Here is a 19385-nt window from a genome sequence, read left to right as displayed (position 1 = left end):
AAGCCTAGCTTGCCGTCCCTTCTGTGATTTGTCCAATATATGATTCAAGCCGCTGTGATTCTCCGGAGGTATCACGGATGCGGAAGGTTGCCACCACCCCGGTCAACTGCTCGGCCTGGCCACGCATGCTCTCGGCCGCCGCCGCGGCCCGTCCCACGAGTGCCGCATCCTGCCCGGTCGCGCCGTCGAGCTCGGCAATCACGGCGCGCACCTGGGCAATGCCGGACGCCTGCCCTGCGCTGGCGGCATTGATCGCCTGCAGCAGGCCGGCCACGCGCTCGACCCGTTCGAGGATCTGCTGCATGGTGCCGCCGGCGGCGCCGGCAATGGTGGTACCGGCTTCGATCGTGGCGACGGTCTCCTGCACCAGCGCCTTGATCTCGCGCGCTGCCGAGGCCGAGTGCTGGGCCAGGTTACGCACCTCGGCCGCCACCACGGCAAAGCCACGCCCTTCGGCACCGGCACGGGCCGCTTCCACGGCCGCGTTCAGGGCCAGGATATTGGTCTGGAAGGCGATGCCGTCGATCAGGGCCGTGATGTCGCCGATGCGTGCGGCCGAGGCGCGGATGGTGTCCATGCGTTCGACCACCTGCGCCACCGCACCGGCGCCTTCGCGCGCCACGGTGGACGCCGTTAAGGCGAGGGCGTTGGCGTCGTGCGCATGGGCGTGGTTGCGCTGCACCGCCTCGGTCAAGTCCGCCATCGCGCCGGCGGTGCGGTGCAGGCTGTGGGCCTGCTGCTCGCTGCGGCGCGCCAGGTCGCGGTTGCCGCTGGCCAGTTCGCCGGAGGCATCGTCGATGCTGCGCGCCGAGGCCAGCACTTTCGCCACCGTGCTTGAGACGCCGTCGGTCATGTGGTTCAGGGCATCGAACAAACGGCCGATTTCATCGACGCGGCGGTGGGCGATGACGCCGCTCAGGTCGCCGCCGGCCACGCGCTCGGCCAGGTCGACCGCAGCCTGCAGGGGGCGCACGATGCTGCGCGTCAGCAGTGCGCCGGTGACGCAGCCCAGCGCCAGCGCCAGCAGGCCGAGCCCCAGCAGCAGGCTGCGGCTGAAGGCAAAGGCGGCGGACGAGGCCTCGGCCAGCGCATGCGCCTCGCGCGTCTGGCGCGCCAGCAGCGCGTCGAGGGCGCCGCTCCAGGCGTCGAAGGTGCGCGCCAGCGCGTTGCCGATCAATTGCTCCACTTCCTGGGTCTTGCCGAATTCCTTGGCCTGGAATACTTGCTGGCGTACTTTCAGGTAGGCCAGCTTGTGCTGCCCCACACGCTCCAGCAGGATGTGTTCATCGGCCGAGGCCGGCAACTTGGCGAGGCGCGCTTCGATCTGTGCGGCGCTCTTCTCGCCACTATTCAATTGCGCCTGAAAATAATCGCCGACTTCGAGGCTGTCGCTGCGCGCGATCGACACCGCGCGCACGCCGTTCAGACGCACCACGCCCAGCAGTTCGGAGGTCAGCTGCTGGCGCGCCAGCTTGTTGTCGACCAGGTCGCGGGTGGTGGCGTCGGCCGCCCCCATGCGCCATAGCGCGACGATGGAAATGATGACGATGGCCAGGGAGACCACGGCGAAGGCACCGAGGATCTTGGTGCCGGTCTGGATGCGGGAGAGTGTCATGATGAGCTGCACGGGGTCCGGGTGTACCGTCAGTATAAAAATGCCGTATGACAACATCATGAAACTGTGGAGAAACGCAAGGACGAAAAAAAGCCCGCACGGGGCGGGCTTTCATGGTCTTGCGACTTGGCCGGAGCGATTACTCGATCTCGACCGTCTCGACAGGTTCCGGCGGCGGCGGGACGTCGCCTTCGGAGAACTCGAGGATCACGTCGTCCTTGTCGTTCAGGTCGACGGTGACGCGTCCGCCGTTGACCAGGCGGCCGAACAGCAGCTCGTCGGCCAGCGCCTTGCGGATCATGTCCTGGATCAGGCGCGACATCGGACGGGCACCCATCAGCGGATCGAAGCCTTTCTTGCCGAGGAACTTGCGCAGTTTCTCGGTGAAGATCGCTTCCACCTTCTTCTCGTGCAGCTGCTCTTCCAGCTGCATCAGGAACTTGTCCACGACGCGCAGGATGATATCCTCGTCCAGCGCGCGGAAGCTGATGATCGCATCCAGGCGGTTGCGGAACTCCGGCGTGAACATGCGCTTGATGTCGGCCATCTCGTCGCCTGCCGCCTTCGAATCCACGAAGCCCACCGAACGCTTGGTCAGGCTTTCGGCGCCCGCATTCGTGGTCATGATGATGATCACGTTGCGGAAGTCCGCCTTGCGGCCGTTGTTGTCAGTCAGCGTGCCATGGTCCATCACCTGCAGCAGGATGTTGAAAATGTCCGGGTGGGCTTTTTCAATCTCATCCAGCAGCAGCACGGTGTGCGGCTTCTTGGTGATGGCCTCGGTGAGGAGACCACCCTGGTCGAAGCCGACGTAGCCCGGCGGCGCACCGATCAGGCGCGACACCGCGTGGCGTTCCATGTACTCCGACATGTCGAAGCGCACCAGGTCGATGCCCAGGATGAACGCCAGCTGTTTCGCGACTTCGGTCTTGCCGACGCCGGTCGGACCCGAGAACAGGAAGGAGCCGATCGGCTTGTCCTGCTTGCCCAGGCCTGCACGAGCCATCTTGATCGCGGCCGACAGCGCTTCGATCGCCGGGTCTTGCCCGAACACGACGTTGCGCAGGTCACGGTCGATGGTCTGCAGCTTGCTGCGGTCGTCCTGGTTGACCGTTTGCGGGGGAATCCGCGCGATCTTCGCGATGATGTCCTCGATCTCGGTCTTGCCGATGGTCTTCTTCTGCTTCGACTTCGGCAGGATGCGCTGTGCGGCACCGGCTTCGTCGATCACGTCGATCGCCTTGTCGGGCAGGTGACGGTCGTTGATGAAGCGGGCCGCCAGTTCGGCCGCGGTCGAGAGTGCCGACGACGAGTACTTCACGCCGTGGTGCTCTTCGAAGCGCGACTTCAGGCCACGCAGGATCTGCACGGTCTGCTCGACCGACGGTTCGTTGACGTCGACCTTCTGGAAGCGGCGGCTCAGCGCATGGTCCTTCTCGAACACGCCGCGGAATTCCGTGAACGTGGTCGCGCCGATGCACTTCAGCTGGCCGTTGGCCAGGGCCGGCTTCAGCAGGTTCGATGCGTCGAGCGTGCCGCCCGATGCCGAACCGGCGCCGATGATCGTGTGGATCTCGTCGATGAACAGGATACCGTTCGGCGTGTCCTTCAGCTGCTTGAGCACCGCCTTCAGGCGCTGCTCGAAGTCGCCGCGGTACTTGGTGCCGGCCAGCAGCGCGCCCATGTCGAGCGAGAACACGACGGCGTTCTGCAGGATCTCGGGCACGTCTTCCTGGACGATGCGCCATGCCAGGCCTTCGGCGATCGCGGTTTTACCCACGCCCGCTTCACCGACCAGCAGCGGATTGTTCTTGCGGCGGCGGCACAGGATCTGGATCACGCGGTCGACTTCTTCCTCGCGACCGATCAGCGGATCGATGCGACCGTCCGCAGCAGCCTTGTTCAAGTTCTGGGTGAACTGATCCAATGGGCTTTCCTTGGCCTGGCCTTCGACTTGCGCTTCTTCCACGCCTTCCGACGCCTTCTGGCTGTCGATCTGCTGGTCCTTGCGCACGCCATGCGAAATGAAATTGACCACGTCGAGACGGGTCACGCCCTGCTGGTGCAGGTAGTAAACGGCATGCGAGTCCTTCTCGCCGAAGATCGCCACCAGCACGTTCGCGCCGGTCACTTCCTTCTTGCCGTTCGACGCCGACTGCACGTGCATGATCGCGCGCTGGATCACGCGCTGGAAGCCGAGCGTCGGTTGGGTGTCGACCTCGCCGGTGCCGGGCACCGTCGGGGTGTTGTCGCCGATGAAATTCGTCAAGGTCTTGCGCAGATCTTCGATATTGACCGCGCACGCACGCAGGACTTCAGCGGCCGAAGGATTGTCGAGCAGCGCCAGCAACAGATGTTCGACCGTGATGAATTCGTGTCGAGCCTGCCGCGCTTCGACAAAGGCCATGTGTAAAGAGACTTCTAATTCCTGCGCAATCATACTTCCTCCATCACGCACTGCAGGGGATGCCCTGCCTTGCGCGCATGCGTTAATACAAACTCCACTTTGGTACACGCTATATCTTTGGAAAACACACCGCACACCCCTTTGCCATGCCGGTGTACGGAAAGCATGATCTGCGTCGCCGTTTCGCGATCCTTATTGAAGTACTCCTGGATAATGGCGACTACGAACTCCATCGGGGTGTAGTCATCATTCAGCAGCGCCACCTGGTACAAGGGCGGTGGCTTGACGGTCTGCCGCTCCAGCAGCTGTTCTGTATCGTGCTTAGTTGCCATAAGGGTATTCTAAAGTGCTTTTCGTGTCCGTGCGTACGCTAACAATCAGAGCGTGTCCATTTGCTTTCCATCTTACGCGTTTTCAGTTCTATGCGCAGATGGCGACCCGATTGCAGAAATCAAGAGTTCGTTTTTAGAGCCGTCTGGAAATTTTTACAACAGCTGTTCAAAAGCGCTTGACTTGCCGGATTATTGCACCAACAATGCAGTTATTGACATGTACTTATGTACTTGTTGATAAGAAGTGAGCAGGCTGAGGAGGGGGCAAGAAGCTTCTTGCTTTTATGGCTCGTGTGATTTGTTTTTAATCGAAAGTTATTTTATGGCAACAGGTACTGTTAAGTGGTTCAATGATTCCAAAGGCTTTGGCTTCATCACCCCAGATGACGGCGGCGAGGATTTGTTTGCACACTTCTCCGCAATCAACATGAACGGTTTTAAGACTCTCAAAGAAGGTCAAAAAGTCCAATTCGAAGTCACGCAGGGCCCTAAAGGCAAGCAAGCTTCCAACATCCAGGGCATGTAATCGTTCCCCTCGGAAGCAGAAGCCCCGCCGCGGCGGGGTTTTTTTATGGCAGCGGGGCATCCTCGCCGCCGCGCGCCTCTCCCGCCGCCACCCCCTCTATATAATAAAGGACGGTTCCTTCACACCGTTCATGTCGTCGATCATCGCATCGCCGAAGCCCGAGCACGACACCTGCTTGGCACCCTCCATCAAACGCGCGAAGTCATAGGTCACCCGCTTCGACAGGATCGTCGCTTCCATCGAGCTGATGATCAGGTCGGCCGCTTCGCTCCAGCCCATGTGACGCAGCATCATCTCGGCCGACAGGATCAGCGATCCCGGGTTCACGTAATCCTTGCCCGCGTATTTCGGCGCGGTGCCGTGGGTGGCTTCGAACATCGCCACCGAATCCGACATGTTGGCGCCCGGCGCAATGCCGATGCCGCCGACCTGGGCCGCGACCGCGTCCGAGATGTAGTCGCCGTTCAGGTTGAGGGTGGCGATCACGCTGTACTCGGCGGGACGCATCAGCACCTGTTGCAGGAAAGCGTCGGTGATCGAATCCTTGATCGTGATGTCGCGCCCCGTCTTCGGGTTGCGCACCTTGCACCATGGGCCGCCGTCGACCAGCTCGGCGCCGAATTCCTTTTGCGCCAGCGCATACGCCCAATCGCGGAAGCCACCCTCGGTGTACTTCATGATGTTGCCCTTGTGGACGATGGTGACCGAAGGCTTGTCGAAGTCGATCGCATACTGGATCGCCTTGCGCACCAGGCGCTCGGTACCTTCGCGCGACACTGGCTTGATACCGATCGCCGAAGTCTCCGGGAAACGCAGCTTTTTCACGCCCATCTCATCCGTCAGGAAGGCGATGATCTTGCGCGCGCCGTCCGACTCCGCCGCCCATTCGATGCCGGCGTAGATGTCTTCGGAATTCTCGCGGAACACGACCATGTCGGTCTTTTCCGGCTCACGCAGCGGCGACGGCACGCCGCGGTAGTAGCGCACCGGACGCTCGCAGACGTACAAATCGAGTTGCTGGCGCAGCGTCACGTTGAGCGAGCGGATGCCGCCGCCGACCGGCGTGGTCAGCGGTCCCTTGATCGAGACCACGTAGTCCTTCACCGCGTCCAGGGTTTCCGCCGGCAGCGCGGTCTCTGGACCGTACAGGCGCGTCGCCTTCTCGCCGGCATAGATTTCCATCCAGTGGATCCTGCGTTCGCCGTCATATGCCTTGGCCACCGCGGCATCGACCACCTTGCGCATCACCGGGGTCACGTCGACGCCGACGCCGTCGCCCTCGATGAACGGAATGATGGGCTGGTCGGGCACGTTCAGGGTGCCGTCGGCGTTGACGGTGATTTTCTGGCCGTCGCCAGGGACTTCGATATGTTGGCTCATCGCCTCCTCCGATTACAATAGCGGCTGCCGCCGATATCTTGTCTTAGACACAAGATGCAGTTTTACATTATGCACCAGCACCGAACATGCCGCTCATCTTATTCAATAAACCCTTCCAGGTGCTTTGCCAGTTCTCGCGCGAGCCGGACCGCGCTCAGTCGCACGAAACGCTCGCCGACTATCTGGACATCCCCGGCATCTATCCGGCCGGCCGCCTCGACGCCGACAGCGAAGGCCTGATGCTGCTCACCGACGACGGCCGCCTGCAGCACCAGATCGCCCATCCGGACCACAAGGAAGCCAAGACCTATCTTGTACAGGTGGACGGCGTGCCTGATGCCGCCGCGCTGGCGCGCCTGCAGGCGCCGCTCGACCTGGGCGACTTCGTCACCAAGCCCTGCCGCGCTGTGCAGATCGCCGAGCCGGCATGGCTGTGGCCGCGCAACCCGCCGATCCGGGTGCGCCAGGACAAGCCGACGGGCTGGCTCGCGATCACGCTGGAAGAAGGCAAGAACCGCCAGGTGCGGCGCATGACGGCCGCGGTCGGGTTGCCGACCCTGCGCCTGGTACGCGTGAGCATCGGGCCGTTTGCGCTGGCGACGCATCCCTTGATGCCGGGTGAATGGATGGAAGTGCCGGCCGCAGTCATCGGCGGCCCGAAAAAGTAGTGTTTGAAGTTTTCAGTAAAACACTGTCAACCGGAAAATAAGAGGTGCCGTTAAGGGAGCAGATTCACCGTCGTGAATCACTCTCCACGAAAAGGAACCCGAAATGTCCAAACTCATCGCTGGTCTGGTTGCTTCCCTGTTCGCCGTTTCCGTGTTCGCCGCCCCGCAAGCCGCCGCGCCTGCATCCGGCGCCGCCCCGACCGCTTCGGCCAGCGCCGACCCGGCCGCCGCGCCTGCAAAGAAGACCAAGAAGTCCAAGAAAGCCAAGAAAGCCGCTGCAAGCGATGCCAGCGCGACCACGCCGGCACCGACCACCGGCAAATAAATCAACCCGGGGTCAGAGCCCGTTTTTGGAAACTGCTCCAAGGCGATTGCCAAAAAAAGGGCTCTGACCCCGGTTTGTGTTTTTACGTGACAAAAAACAAAAACCCGCCGGACCAAAGGTCGGGCGGGTTTTCCACTTGCTGCCATAAGGGCGCGGCTGATGCCGCGCGGTGCCGGATTTAAGCCGACAGGCCCTTGATGGCGGCAGCCAGGCGGCTCTTGTGGCGAGCGGCCTTGTTCTTGTGGATGATCTTCTTGTCAGCGATGCTGTCGATGGTCGACACGGATTGCTGGAAGATGGTGGTAGCAGCGGCCTTGTCGCCAGCCTGGATGGCCTTGCGGACTGCCTTGATTGCGGTACGCAGGGTCGAACGCTGCGACGAGTTCTGAGCGTTTTGCTTAACTGCTTGACGAGCGCGTTTGCGCGCTTGTGCGGTATTTGCCATGGAATTTCCTATTCGGGGTCAAGTTGCGTTGCAAACACGTCTCGAACCGGCCCATTCCAGTGCCTGCCAAACGTGTGTCTGCTAACTGAATTCAATACAGCCCTCGATTATAGCGAAGGATTCCTCAGAGGGCAATTCTCATTTCGATAATCGGCGGCCCCGCGTCCGTTCCGTGCACGCAAATTCGATTTCCAGGAGCAATAGCCCAGCTATAATCGCGGGCTATGAACCTACTTCGAACCCTGGCAGCCATCTCGAGCATGACGATGGTGTCCCGCGTCACCGGCCTGTTGCGCGACTCGCTGTTTGCGCGCGCCTTCGGCGCCTCGCCCTACACCGACGCCTTCTACATCGCCTTCCGCCTGCCCAACCTGCTGCGCCGCCTGTTCGGCGAGGGCGCGTTCTCGCAAGCCTTCGTCCCGATCCTGGCCGAATACAAGACCAAGCAGGGCGACGCCGCCACCAAGAAGCTGGTCGACCACGTCGCCAACACCCTGGTCTGGGCGACCCTGGTGATCAGCGTGATCGGCGTCCTCGGCGCGCCCTACATCCTGATGGCGATCGCCGGCGGCCTGAAAGGCGATGCCTTCGATGCCGGCGTGGTGATGACGCGCCTGATGTTCCCCTACATCCTGTGCATGTCCTTCGTGGTGCTGGCCGGCGCCGTGCTGAATACCTGGCGCGAATTCAAGATCCCGGCCTTCACGCCGGTGCTGTGGAACCTGTCCTCGATCTTCTTCTCGCTGTTCCTGGTCCAGTACTTCGACGTGCCGATCTATTCGATGGCGGTGGCGGTGATGGTCGGCGGCGTGCTGCAGGTGGCGATCCAGATCCCGGCGCTGAAGCGCCACGGCATGCTGCCGCGCCTGTCGTTCAACCCGCTGGCCGGTCTCGACGATCCGGGCGTGCGGCGCATCCTCAAGAAGATGGGACCGGCCGTGTTCGCGGTGTCGGCCGCCCAGATCAGCCTGCTCATCAACACCAACATCGCCTCGCGCCTGGGCCACGGCGCCGTCTCGGTGCTGCAGTATGCCGACCGCTTGATGGAATTCCCGACCGGGATGCTGGGCGTGGCGCTGGGCACCGTGCTGCTGCCCAGCCTGTCCAAGGCGAACGCCGACGGCGACACCGCCGAATACTCGGCCCTGCTCGACTGGGGCCTGCGCCTGACCTTCCTGCTGGCCCTGCCGGCGGCGGTGGGCCTGGCGGCGCTGTCCGAACCCTTGATCGCCACCCTGTTCAACTACGGCGCCTTCGACGCCAAAAGCGTGATCGCCGCCACCGCCCCGCTGATGGCCTACGCCGCCGGCCTGCTCGGCATCATCCTGGTCAAGATCCTGGCCCCGGCCTTCTATGCGCGCCAGGACATCCGCACGCCGGTGCGCATCGCGATCGGCGTGCTGGTCGCGACCCAGCTGATGAATGCGATCTTCGTGCCGGTGCTGGGCGTGGCCGGGCTGGCGCTGTCGATCGGCCTCGGTGCGTGCATCAACGCGGTGTTCCTGTACACCGGCCTGCGCCGCCGCGGCATCTACGCGCCGCATGCCGGCTGGCTGGGCTTCTTCCTGAAAGTGGTGCTGGCGGTGGCGGTGATGGGCGCCGTGGCCTGGTTCAGCCAGGCGCAGCTCGACTGGACCGCCCTGCGCGCCCACCCCTTCCTGCGCCTGGGCGCCCTGCTCCTGATCATCGGCGCCAGCGCCGCCGTGTATTTCGCGGTGCTGCTGGGACTCGGGTTCCGGCCGCGCCAGTTCATGCGCCGCGCCAAATAAACGTGCGCTGAGCGGCCGCCGGGCGCTCAGCCGGTGGCGCCCGCCGGCGGCTCGTTCTCGTCGCGCGGCTCGCGCTGGCCGTCGCGCGACTCGTCTTCCTTGTCGCTGCCCGATCCGGACGCTTCGGCCGGCGGCGCGGCAGCCGGCGCCTCGTCGACGACAGGTGCATTCACGGGGGCGTTCACCGGCGTATTCACAGGCACCGGTGCCGGCGGCGCCTCGACCACCGGCTGCGGCGCACCCTTCTGCGGAAACAGCGACACCTGCCCGGGCGCCGGCGCCTGCGCGATCCCCGGCTGCAGCGCCCCTGCCGGATTCTGCCCCGGCTGTCCCGGCTGCCCGGGCTGTCCCACGCCCTGCCCCAGCGCCGCGAACTTCCATTCCGAGATGTGCTGGCGGTTCTCCAGGTTGGCAAACCGCCCATCGAAGTTCGCCACCTTCAGCGGCTTCGCCTTCGACAGGCTGTACACGGCCAGCACCCCGGTATCGCTGCCGGCGTGGACGATGCCCCATTCGGCCTTGCCTGTCATCGGGTCGACGAAGATCTTGCGCAGGTGGCGCCGGATGGCGGGCGAGCGCGGGTCCTTCAGCAGTTCCTGCAGCGACGGCGGATAGGTCGGCTGGCCGCGCGGCGTCGCCTCGGCATAGCTTTTCAGCGCCTGGCTGAAGGCGGCGCCGATCTCGAGCAATTCTTCCTCGGCGGCGGCGCGGCGCAGCAGCGCGTCCACCTTCAGCGTGGCAGCGCCGACCAGGCCGATGACCGCCACCAGCACGATCAGGCCGACGTAGGTGAAGCCGCCCTCACCCTGCGCGAATGCACGCCGGCGCATCTACCACTCCGCGAACGGCTTGCCGTTGCGTCCCTTGCCTTCGGCGCCGCTGCGGATGCTGTACACCGCACCGGCATCGGTGTCCTCGGGCGGCACGATGACCCATTTGCTGTCGCTGTCGGCGATCGGGTCGACCGGCAGCGCCGGCAGGTATTTTTTATCGACCAGCTGCTCCAGCGAGTCCGGATAGCGCCCGGTGTCGGCGTGGTACTGGTCGATCACGGCGCGCGTGTTGCGCAGGTTGTCGGCCAGGATGGTTTCCTTGGCCGCGTCGACGCTCGGGAAGTAGCGCGGCACGGCCAGCGTCAGCAGCAGCGCCACGATACCCAGCACTACCAGCAGCTCGATCAAGGTGAATCCGCGGGAAAAACGCTTGTGCATGCTCACCACCGGCTATAGGGAATGCCGTTCAGGCCGACCTTGCCCGAGGTCGAGACCACGTCATAGACGTCGTCGCCTTCGCGTGGCTCGTTGGCTTCGCTGGCGTAGCTGCGCTTGCCCCAGGTTTGGGAATCGGACAGTTCCGGGTTACCGTTGAACGGATCGCGCGGCAGGCGCCGCATAAAATAGATTTTGGCCTTTTTCGGGCTGCGCAAGTCGACCACGCCGTCCACCAGCAATTCCAGCTTGGCCGGGTAGCCGGTGGCCCCGGCCGCCTTGGCGATGCGGCCTTCGTCGGCGGCGCGCTTGTAGGCATCGATGCTGCTCCGGATCTCGCGCAGCGCCGTGCGCAGCGCAGCCTCGTTGCGGCGCTGGACCACGGTCTGGCCGACCGGCACCACCATGGCGCCGAGCAGCGCCATGATCGCCAGCGTGACCAGCAGCTCGATCAGCGTGAAGCCGCGCGCGCGCCGGGACATCATCTGGCGCCGGCCGCCGCTGGATTCACCGGGGTAGCCGCCGCAGGCGTGCTTGCCGATGCAGCCGGCAGCGGCGAAATGGCCGGCGCCGGCAGCGGATTGACCTGCACGCCCGGCGTCGGCGGCAGCGAGGTCGCCGGCACCGACGGCGCCGCGGGCGGCGGCGGACCGCCGGCGCTGACGCTGGTGGCCGGCACCATCGCGCCCGGCTGCTGGACCGGCTGTTGGACCGCTTGCTGTGCCGGCACCTGGCCGGGCTGGCCGCCCTGCTGGACACCCGGCTGCGGCGCCGGCAAGGCCGCCGGCTGGCCGGCCGCCGGACGCGCGACCGCCCCCGGCAGCACCGCCACCGCCCGCACCGCGGTATCCGGACGGCGCCGGAAGCTGGACTCGGTACCGGCGCTGAACTCGGAGGTCGATGCCGCCGGCCGCTGGATGTTGCGGATCAGGTGCGGCGTGATCGACAGCACCACCTCGGTCTTGTCGCGCGAATCCTGCTTGCTGCCGAACAGGCGGCCCAGCAGCGGCACGTCGCCGACGCCCGGCAGGTGGCTGCCGCTGCTGCGGTCTTCGGCCTTGATCAGGCCCGCCAGCACCTGGTTCTCGCCATCCTTCAGCTGCAGCATGGTCGAGGCCGAACGGGTACCGATGCGGTAGGCCGTGGTGCCGCTGCTGGTCTTGATGGTATCCACCAGGTTGCTGACCTCGAGCGAGATGCGGATCCCGACTTCGCTGTTCAGGTAGACGGTCGGTTCCACGTTCAGGGTCAGGCCGACGTCGACGTAGTTCACCGACTCCGAGGCGAAGCCGCCCACGCCCGACGAGATCGTGGTGGTGATGGTCGGCAGCTTGTCGCCGATGACGACCTTGGCCTTTTCCTTGTTGCGCACGCGGATGCGCGGGTTGGCCAGCGTGTTGGAATCGCTGTCGGTCTTCTTGGCCGTGACCACGCCCGATATGCCGCTGACGCCGATGTTGCTGCCGTTGAGGTTGCGCAGCTGGTCGATCGTCAAGGCGCCGCCGGTGGACGTGGTCAGCGGCGCGAAGGCCAGGCTGGTCGGCCAGTCGACGCCGAGGTCGAGCAGGCGGCTGCGCTGCACTTCGAGCACCTCGACGTCGAGCATCACCTCGGGCTCGGCCACGTCCTGCAGCGCCACCAGCTGGGTCGCCAGCTTGATCGCTTCCGGGCTGTCGCGCAGGATCACCAGGTTCAGCTTTTCGTCGATCACGATGTCGCGCGACTTGAGGATGGTCTTCAGCGTGTTCGAGACCGCCTTGGCGTCGGCATTGGCCAGGTAGAAGGTCTTGACCGTCATCTCCTGGTATTCCTTCTGCTTGGCCGCCACGTTCGGGTAGATCAGGATGGTGTTGCCGTCCATGACCTGGCGCTCGAGCTGGTTGCTCATCAGGAGGTAGTACACCGCCGCTTCCACGGTCGAATTCTTGAGGAAGACCGAGGCGCGCTGGTCGGTGCGGACGTCCTTGTCGAACAGGAAGTTCAGGCCCGAGTGGCGGGCGATGACTTCGAAGATCTGCTTGATCGGGGCATCGCGGAATTCCAGGCTGATCGGGGTGCGGAACGCGGCCGACAGCGCGGCTTCGCCCGGTGCCGGCGACGCCTTTTCATTGACCTCGGCCAGCAGCTGGCGCGCCTCTTCATGGGTCGGGCGCTCGGTCAGGACCGCGCCCAGGCGCTGGCGCGCGGTCTCGTAATCCTTGCGTTCGACCGCGGCCTGGGCCTCCTCGATCAGCGCGGCCTGGCGGCGGTCGGCGTCGACCAGGCGCAGGCCGGCGCGCGCACGGTCGTTGACCGGATCGATCGCCAGCACGCGCTGGAAATCCTGCAGCGCCGCGACCGGCTGGCCGGCCGCCAGTTCGCGCTCGGCCTGGGTCAGCAGGCGGTTGGTGGCGTTGTCGCGCGCGCGCAGCCAGGCCGCCTTGTAGGTGACATTGCCGGGATCGGCCGCCAGCGCTTCCTGGTACTTGACCAGGCCGGCTTCGACCTTGTCCTGCGCCACCAGCTCGTTGCCCTCGCGGTAGGCCTGCTGGGCGGCGCAGCCGGCGAGCAGCACGGCCACGGCCAGCGGGATCAGACGGATCAAAGGACGGATCACTCGAACACTCCAATATTAAGCTGCTGAACCTGGTTCAGCGGCAGGTAAGTCAGTCGCAGGATCGGCGGCGCGATCGCATCCACGCGGTAGGTGCCGTCGATGACCTCGTTGGTGCGCGCGGTGTAGGTGCGGTCGCCGCGCGCCAGGTAGACTTCCCAGACGCCGTCGCCGACCGATTTGCCGATGAAGGTAAACGGCAGCGGTGGCGCCATCGGCGGCGGCGGCGGCGGGGCCGGCTGCACGGCCGCCGGCGGCGGCGGTGGCGGCACCCAGCTCTGGCTGCCGAACACGGCGCCGCTCGGGGCCTGGCCGAAGCCGCTGTCGTTATCGGCGATCAGCACGTCGCGCGGCACCAGCGCCAGGATCGGCTGGCGCTTGCCGGTGTCCGCGCGTTGCGGGTCGGCCGTGGGCACCAGTACCGCCGCCGGCGGCGGTGCAGTGGCGGCCGTGGCAGAAGCCGGCGCGGACTGCGCCGCCGGCCGTACCACCGCCTCGGCCACCTCGTCGTCCGGGGCGCGGTCGCCGAACAGCACCAGCGCCGCCGCGCCCAACAGCGCGGCGCCCAGCGCCATGTGGCGCGGCTTCATCGACTTCAGCGCCGTCATGGTGCGCTCCGGGCGCCGTCGTCGGCCAGGTACAGCGTGAAGCGCAGGCGCGCCTCGACCGTCGGGTCGCCGATGTTGTCGCGGCGGAAGCTGATGTCGTCCAGCGAAGCGTACGGGATCGCGCGCAGCGCGGCCAGCGAAAACTGCCAGATCGCGGCATAGCTGCCCTTCACCGGCAAATTGACCTGGTAGGTATTGACGCGCGCGTTGCGGTCGCGGGTACTCTTGTATTCGCCCTGGTTCAACACCAGCCCGCTCTTCGCGGCCAGCCCGAACAGGGTCTTGAGCTGCTGCTCGGCGTAGCGGCGCTGGCCGAGCGCGCCGTAGAAGGCGTCCAGGTTGTCGAGCGGGACGGCGGCGACCGGCACCACCGCGGGCATAGCCGATACTTGGCGCCGGGCCTGGCGCGCCTGCTCGGTCAGCGTCTCGCTCAGTTGCTCACGTTCGCGCTCCAACTGCGGCAGCATGAACAGGAACCAGGCCGCCGCGCCCAATGCCAGCAGCATGACGGCGATGGCACCCAGGGTGACCGGGCCGGCGCGCAGCGCCAGCAGGCGCAGCCGCAAGACCAGGTTGCCGAAAGCGAGTCGGTTCATGGCGCGGCCTTCCACTGGGCGTCGATCTGGAAGCGGATCGGCCGGTTCGGATCCTGGTCGTTGATCTCGTGGCGCACCAGCGCGACGGTGCCGAACCAGTCGACGTCCTGCAGGCGCGCGACGTAGCCGATCATGTCGTCGCTGCTTTTGGCTTCGGCGGTGATGCGCACGCTATTCTTCTTGGCGTCCGGCTCCAGCGCCAGCAGCGCGACGCTGGCGGGCGTGGCGGCCTGGATCGCATCGTGCAGGCCGCGCCACGGCAGGTTCAGCTGCTGCACGGCGGCATTCACCGCGTTCGCCTGCGCTTCCGGCACGGCGCGCGCCGGTACGGCCTGCCGTTGCTGGCCCTGCGCCTGCGCCGTCCGCACCTGCGCCTGCGCGCGCAGGCGCGCGATGGCATCCAGCTGGTCGCGGTATTTCAGTCCGCCCGACACCACGACAACGACCAGCACCAGCGCCGCCGGGACCAGCGCCCAGGCATTCGGCGGCACCCGGTGCAGGGTGCGGCGCAGGCCGGGCGGGGCGAAATCGATGCGTACCTTCCTCATGGCGCCCTCCCGCTCAGGGCCAGGCGCGCGCTGTCCGGCCACAGCGGATCGGTCTCGTCCTCGAACAGGGTACAGGCGAACTTCAGGCGGCCGGCACTGCTGGCCCAGCCCTTCGGCGCCGGACCGCATACCTGCAGCCGTTCCGGCCGCCCCAGGCCGACGCGCAGCGCCTCGCGCGCCACGTGGCTTTCCAGCCAGTCGCGGTCGGCCCCGGCCGGGATCGGCGAGGTACGCACCGCGGCCAGCTGCCTGCCGTCGAAGGCGGCCACGCTCAGCACGCCGCCATGCACCACGCCGAACCAGGCGCCGGGGCGGTGCAGCTTGCGGAACTGGTTGAGGGCGGCGACGAACTGCGGCACCACCTCCACCAGGTGGAAACGGTGGCTGCGCGCCGCGCCCTGCAATACCTCCAGCAGCGGCAGCGGCACGGCGGCGGCCAGGAAGGGCTGCGACCCGCTCCAGTCGGCACTGATCTTCCAGCCGCCGGCAAAGCTGCCGAACAGCGCCTGGTAGCGCAGCGCGGCCGCGCCTTCGAGGTCGGCCATGCGGCCGGCGCCCGGCGGCGGCGTCACCTGCCACAGGCGCACCAGGTCGTCGGACAGCACCATCGTCACCGGCCAGCCGGCGGTCGCGTGCTCGCCCAGCAGCATGCTGAGCGCAACGCCGATCGATGCCGGATCGGCGCCGCCGGCGCGCACGGTGCCGAGCAGCAGCGCGCGCTCGTGGCGCCAGCGGCTGGTGCGCACCAGCGCCAGGCCATCGGGAGCGACGCCGATGCGCAGGCCGCGCCCCAGCCGTGGTGCGAGTTTGCTAAGCATGCAGCGTCACCCTGCGGATTTCCTCGATCGTGGTGGCGCCGCGCTTGACCAGGTCGAGCGCGGCCAGGCGCAGGCTGCGCGTGCCGTTGGCGGCGGCGGCGGCCTTGATGCGGCGAATCGGCTGCTTGTCGACGATCAGTTCGCGGATCTCGTCGTTCAGGGTCAGGATCTCGGCGATCGAGCGGCGGCCCTTGTAGCCGGTGCCGCGGCAATCGCCGCAACCGACGCCGCGCATGAACAGGTAGTCGATGACCTCATTCCTTTCCAGGTGGGCGCTGGCCAGTTCGGCCGCGTCGGGTTCGTACGGGGTCGCGCAGTGCGGGCAATTCATGCGGATCAGGCGCTGGGCCCAGATGCCGTTCAGGGCCGAGACGAAGGCATACGGGTCGATGCCCATGTGGGTGAAGCGGCCGAACACGTCGAACACGTTGTTGGCGTGGACCGTCGTCAGCACCAGGTGGCCCGTCAGCGCAGACTGCACCGCGATCTCCGCGGTCTCGCGGTCGCGGATCTCGCCGACCATGATCTTGTCCGGGTCGTGGCGCAGGATCGAGCGCAGGCCCTTGGCAAAGGTCAGCCCCTTCTTTTCGTTGACCGGGATCTGCAGGATGCCGGGCAGCTGGTACTCGACCGGGTCTTCGATGGTGATGATCTTTTCGCGCCCGTTGTGGATCTCGGTCAGGGCCGCGTACAGGGTCGTGGTCTTGCCCGAGCCGGTGGGACCGGTCACCAGCAGCATGCCGTAGGCTTCCTGGGCCAGCTGACGCAGGGTCACCAGCGAGGGCGCGTCGAAGCCGAGCGCTTCCAGCGTCAGCGAGCCGTAGGCTTCGATCATTGCGCGCTTGTCGAGGATACGGATGACCGCATCCTCGCCGTGGATACTGGGCATGATCGAGACGCGCAGGTCGATGTCGCGCCCGCCCGCCTCGACGCGGAAGCTGCCGTCCTGCGGCACGCGCCGTTCGGCGATGTCGAGTTCGGCCAGCACCTTCAGGCGCGAGATGATGTGCTCGGCCAGCTCGATGCCGCCGACCGTGGCCGCGTGATCGAGCACGCCGTCGACCCGGTATTTCACGGCCAGGCCGCCGGCGGTGCTTTCCAGGTGGATGTCCGAGGCGCCCGCTTTCAACGCATCATATAAGGTGGAGTTGACCACCTTGACCGCCGGGCTGGCCGCTTCCGACACGCTGGCGAACGACAGCACGGTGGCCGTCTTGCCGTCGCGCCGAGCCTCGCCGGCGCCCTCCCCGCCCAGCGTGTCGACCGCGCGCGCCGATTCCTCCTGCTTGCCCAGGTAGGCCTGGATGTCGCCGGCCAGCGCCAGGCGCAGGTGCAGCGGACTGGCGGCGGTGCTGCCTGCGCGCGCCTGCAGCCAGCTCTGCAGATCGAGGTCGAAGGGATCGGCGATCACGCCGGTCAGCGCGCCTCCCGCATCGCGCAGCAGCGCGCACTGGCGTGCCAGCGCCTGCGCCAGCGGCAGCAGGTCGAAGGCCGGCTGCTGGCCGAACATCTCGACCGTTTCCATCACCGTCAGGCCAAAGGGTTCGGCCAGCTGGCGCACGATCTGGCGCGCTTCCAGGCCGGACAGGGCGTGCAGTTCATCCACCAGCGAACGCTGCGACTGGCGGCTCTGGGCACGGGCGCGCGCCAGCAGCGGCGCGTCGAAGGCAAAACTCGGGGCGTTCACGACATGTCTCCCGCCAGATCGAAGATCGGCATATATAACAGCACCACGATGGCGCCGACCACCAGCCCGATGGCCGCCATCAGCAGCGGCTCGAAAGTACGCGTGAAGCGGTCGATCCAGCGTCCGATCTCGCCGTCGTAGAAGGCGGCCGAGCGGGTCAGCATCGGCCCCATCTCGCCGGTGCGCTCGCCGACGCGCAGCATGCGCAGCGAGATCGGCGTGGTCAGGCCGTTGGCTTCGAAGGCGTCCGACAGCGGCTGCCCGGATTCGATCGCGGTACGGGCGGCGCGCAGGCCGGCCGCGATCGCCGGCGACACCATGCCCTGCACGGTTTCCAGCGCGCCGACGATGGTGATGCCGCCTTCGCTCAGCATGCCCAGCGTCAGGTACAGCCGCGACAGTTCGTAGATGCGGGCACGCTCGCCGATGCCCGGCAGGCGCGCCAGCAGGCGCGCGATGCCGCCGCGCCGCAGGGCGCGCCGGATGCTCCAGACCAGGGTGCCGATGACGACGGCGATCCCGGCCAGCAGGCCGGCCGTGTGGCTGGCCACGAACTGGCCCCAGTCCAGCATCAGGCGCGACATGAACGGCAGGTTGCGGCCGGCGCCCTGGTACACCTCGGCGAAGCGCGGCACCACGTACGACATCAGGAACAGCGAGACGCCGCCGCCGACCAGCAGCAGGATCGCCGGGTAGATCGAGGCGCTGACGATCTTGGCGCGCACCGTGTCGATGCGCTGCTGGTATTCGATGTAGCGCTCCAGCGCGCGCGGCAGGTCGCTGGTGCCTTCGGCGGCGCGCACGATGCCGATGTACAGCGGCGGAAACAGCTCGGGCTGGGCCGCCAGCACGCCGGAAAAGCGCTTGCCCTCGCGCAGGCCGGCCAGCAGCCGTTCCAGCACGCCGCGCGTGGCGGGCGTGCTTTCCTTCTCGAGCAGCGCTTCCAGGCCTTCGACGATGCCGAGACCGGCGGTGAGCAGCGCCAGCAATTCCTGGCTGAACAGGACCAGCGACAGCTTGCCGCCGCGGCCGCGCTGGAAGCCGGCCGCGCGCACCGGGGCGATCGCGCTGACGTAGAGGCCGCGCGCTTCGACCTGGCGCCGCGCGTCCGCCTCATCCTGGGCATCGACCGTCAGGCTGGCGATGCTCATGTCGGGAGCGAGAGTGCGTACCGCGAACTGCATGGCGAAAGGACCAGGTAAAGATCAGTGAGGGAAAGAGGCTGGACGATGCGGGCTGCCGATGGCGCGCCGCTTACTGCGAGCTGATGTCGGCGCCCTCGCCGCTGCCGCCCGGCTGGCCATCCTTGCCGAGCGAAAGAATTTCATATTCGCTCTTGCTGCCGGGCGCGCGGTACTGGTAGGCGTGGCCCCAGGGATCGAGCGGCACGCCCTTCTTCAGGTAAGGGCCGTTCCACTTGGCGGCAGCCGTCGGCGGCGCCGTCATCAGTGCGTTCAGGCCTTCCTCGGTGGTCGGGTAGCGGCCGACGTCGAGGCGGTAGGTATCGAGCGACTTCTCGAAGGCTTCGATCTGGGCCTTGGCGACGGTGACTTCGGACTTGCCGAGCTGGGAGAAATACTTGGGACCGACATAGGCCGCAAGCAGGCCGATGATGACGATCACCACGAGCAGTTCGAGCAGGGTAAAGCCTGCATTACGGCGGCGGCCGGCAAAACCCTGGTTCAACGCTTGATACATCCGACCAACTCCTTTATTTCCTCGACCACGACTTGATCACCCGACAACCGGCAACAGGATTTTTATTGCATTAATGAAAATCTCGCATGCAGGCTACCATGTGTCCGCCTGCCCGACAATGCCTTTATGCGGCCAGTGTCGTACGAACGCATCCAATGTTCA

Annotated in this window: 20 protein-coding genes; 4 read left to right on the top strand and 16 right to left on the bottom strand. The window is 66.1% G+C overall.

The features are described from left to right. Positions 1 to 4: 4 nt before the first annotated feature. From U1H99_RS22870 to clpS, 3 genes are all read right to left on the bottom strand, one after another. Positions 5 to 1615 carry a methyl-accepting chemotaxis protein gene (locus U1H99_RS22870; protein ID WP_323144004.1) on the bottom strand — a complete coding sequence of 537 codons (1611 nt, stop codon included), beginning with the start codon at positions 1613 to 1615 and terminating at the stop codon, positions 5 to 7. Between the two features lie 139 nt (positions 1616 to 1754). After that, positions 1755 to 4055, bottom strand: coding sequence for an ATP-dependent Clp protease ATP-binding subunit ClpA (clpA, locus tag U1H99_RS22865; RefSeq protein WP_323144003.1), 2301 nt, complete (start codon positions 4053 to 4055; stop codon positions 1755 to 1757). Further along, positions 4052 to 4354, bottom strand: a complete 303-nt coding sequence (gene clpS / locus U1H99_RS22860) for an ATP-dependent Clp protease adapter ClpS (RefSeq protein WP_027864722.1) — start codon at positions 4352 to 4354, stop codon at positions 4052 to 4054. Before clpS ends, clpA begins: the two co-directional genes overlap by 4 nt. Positions 4355 to 4676: 322 nt before the next feature. On the opposite strand from clpS, the gene cspE reads away from it, so the two are divergent. Further along, positions 4677 to 4880 carry a transcription antiterminator/RNA stability regulator CspE gene (gene cspE / locus U1H99_RS22855; RefSeq protein WP_020653506.1) on the top strand — a complete coding sequence of 68 codons (204 nt, stop codon included), beginning with the start codon at positions 4677 to 4679 and terminating at the stop codon, positions 4878 to 4880. Positions 4881 to 4976: 96 nt separating this feature from the next. On the opposite strand, the gene icd is transcribed toward cspE, so the two are convergent. Next, a complete protein-coding gene (gene icd, locus U1H99_RS22850; RefSeq protein ID WP_323144002.1) occupies positions 4977 to 6260 on the bottom strand; it encodes an NADP-dependent isocitrate dehydrogenase in 1284 nt (427 codons plus the stop codon). Positions 6261 to 6346: 86 nt separating this feature from the next. On the opposite strand from icd, the gene U1H99_RS22845 reads away from it, so the two are divergent. Both U1H99_RS22845 and U1H99_RS22840 read left to right on the top strand, forming a co-directional pair. Next, a complete protein-coding gene (locus U1H99_RS22845; protein WP_323144001.1) occupies positions 6347 to 6928 on the top strand; it encodes a pseudouridine synthase in 582 nt (193 codons plus the stop codon). Between the two features lie 103 nt (positions 6929 to 7031). Next, positions 7032 to 7253 (top strand): hypothetical protein, encoded by a 222-nt coding sequence (locus tag U1H99_RS22840; RefSeq protein WP_323144000.1) that lies wholly within the window; start codon positions 7032 to 7034, stop codon positions 7251 to 7253. 178 nt (positions 7254 to 7431) lie between these two features. Here U1H99_RS22840 and rpsT read toward each other — a convergent pair whose 3' ends face one another. Beyond that, positions 7432 to 7698 carry a 30S ribosomal protein S20 gene (gene rpsT / locus U1H99_RS22835; protein ID WP_141828659.1) on the bottom strand — a complete coding sequence of 89 codons (267 nt, stop codon included), beginning with the start codon at positions 7696 to 7698 and terminating at the stop codon, positions 7432 to 7434. Positions 7699 to 7922: 224 nt separating this feature from the next. Between rpsT and murJ the strand changes: the two genes are divergently transcribed. Next, positions 7923 to 9467 carry a murein biosynthesis integral membrane protein MurJ gene (gene murJ / locus U1H99_RS22830; RefSeq protein ID WP_323143999.1) on the top strand — a complete coding sequence of 515 codons (1545 nt, stop codon included), beginning with the start codon at positions 7923 to 7925 and terminating at the stop codon, positions 9465 to 9467. Between the two features lie 26 nt (positions 9468 to 9493). Here the strand turns inward: murJ and U1H99_RS22825 are convergent, their stop codons facing one another. The 11 genes from U1H99_RS22825 to gspG all read right to left on the bottom strand — a co-directional run bounded on the left by U1H99_RS22825 (position 9494) and on the right by gspG (position 19223). Then, positions 9494 to 10297 (bottom strand): type II secretion system protein, encoded by an 804-nt coding sequence (locus U1H99_RS22825; RefSeq protein ID WP_323143998.1) that lies wholly within the window; start codon positions 10295 to 10297, stop codon positions 9494 to 9496. Beyond that, entirely contained in the window at positions 10298 to 10678 is a 381-nt protein-coding gene (locus U1H99_RS22820; protein ID WP_323143997.1) for a type II secretion system protein, read from the bottom strand. A 2-nt stretch (positions 10679 to 10680) separates the two neighbouring features. Beyond that, entirely contained in the window at positions 10681 to 11157 is a 477-nt protein-coding gene (locus U1H99_RS22815; RefSeq protein WP_323144131.1) for a type II secretion system protein, read from the bottom strand. Further along, entirely contained in the window at positions 11157 to 13271 is a 2115-nt protein-coding gene (locus U1H99_RS22810; protein ID WP_323143996.1) for a secretin GspD/PilQ domain-containing protein, read from the bottom strand. Before U1H99_RS22810 ends, U1H99_RS22815 begins: the two co-directional genes overlap by 1 nt. Further along, the gene (locus U1H99_RS22805) at positions 13268 to 13876 is read right to left on the bottom strand and encodes a hypothetical protein (protein ID WP_323143995.1); all 609 of its coding nucleotides are present in this window, start codon (positions 13874 to 13876) and stop codon (positions 13268 to 13270) included. Before U1H99_RS22805 ends, U1H99_RS22810 begins: the two co-directional genes overlap by 4 nt. After that, positions 13873 to 14472, bottom strand: a complete 600-nt coding sequence (locus U1H99_RS22800) for a hypothetical protein (RefSeq protein WP_323143994.1) — start codon at positions 14470 to 14472, stop codon at positions 13873 to 13875. Before U1H99_RS22800 ends, U1H99_RS22805 begins: the two co-directional genes overlap by 4 nt. Beyond that, positions 14469 to 15020, bottom strand: coding sequence for a PilN domain-containing protein (locus U1H99_RS22795; protein ID WP_323143993.1), 552 nt, complete (start codon positions 15018 to 15020; stop codon positions 14469 to 14471). The genes U1H99_RS22800 and U1H99_RS22795 overlap by 4 nt, the downstream gene beginning before the upstream one ends. Then, the gene (locus tag U1H99_RS22790; RefSeq protein ID WP_323143992.1) at positions 15017 to 15838 is read right to left on the bottom strand and encodes a hypothetical protein; all 822 of its coding nucleotides are present in this window, start codon (positions 15836 to 15838) and stop codon (positions 15017 to 15019) included. The genes U1H99_RS22795 and U1H99_RS22790 overlap by 4 nt, the downstream gene beginning before the upstream one ends. Beyond that, the gene (locus U1H99_RS22785) at positions 15831 to 17525 is read right to left on the bottom strand and encodes a GspE/PulE family protein (protein ID WP_323143991.1); all 1695 of its coding nucleotides are present in this window, start codon (positions 17523 to 17525) and stop codon (positions 15831 to 15833) included. Before U1H99_RS22785 ends, U1H99_RS22790 begins: the two co-directional genes overlap by 8 nt. Then, positions 17522 to 18709, bottom strand: coding sequence for a type II secretion system F family protein (locus U1H99_RS22780; RefSeq protein ID WP_323143990.1), 1188 nt, complete (start codon positions 18707 to 18709; stop codon positions 17522 to 17524). The genes U1H99_RS22785 and U1H99_RS22780 overlap by 4 nt, the downstream gene beginning before the upstream one ends. 70 nt (positions 18710 to 18779) lie before the next feature. Next, positions 18780 to 19223, bottom strand: a complete 444-nt coding sequence (gene gspG, locus U1H99_RS22775; RefSeq protein ID WP_323143989.1) for a type II secretion system major pseudopilin GspG — start codon at positions 19221 to 19223, stop codon at positions 18780 to 18782. Between the last annotated feature and the right edge of the window lie 162 nt (positions 19224 to 19385).

The organism is Massilia phyllosphaerae, from assembly GCF_034659755.1.
Lineage (GTDB): Bacteria > Pseudomonadota > Gammaproteobacteria > Burkholderiales > Burkholderiaceae_D > Telluria > Telluria phyllosphaerae.
This window is presented reverse-complemented; position numbering and strand designations above follow the sequence as displayed.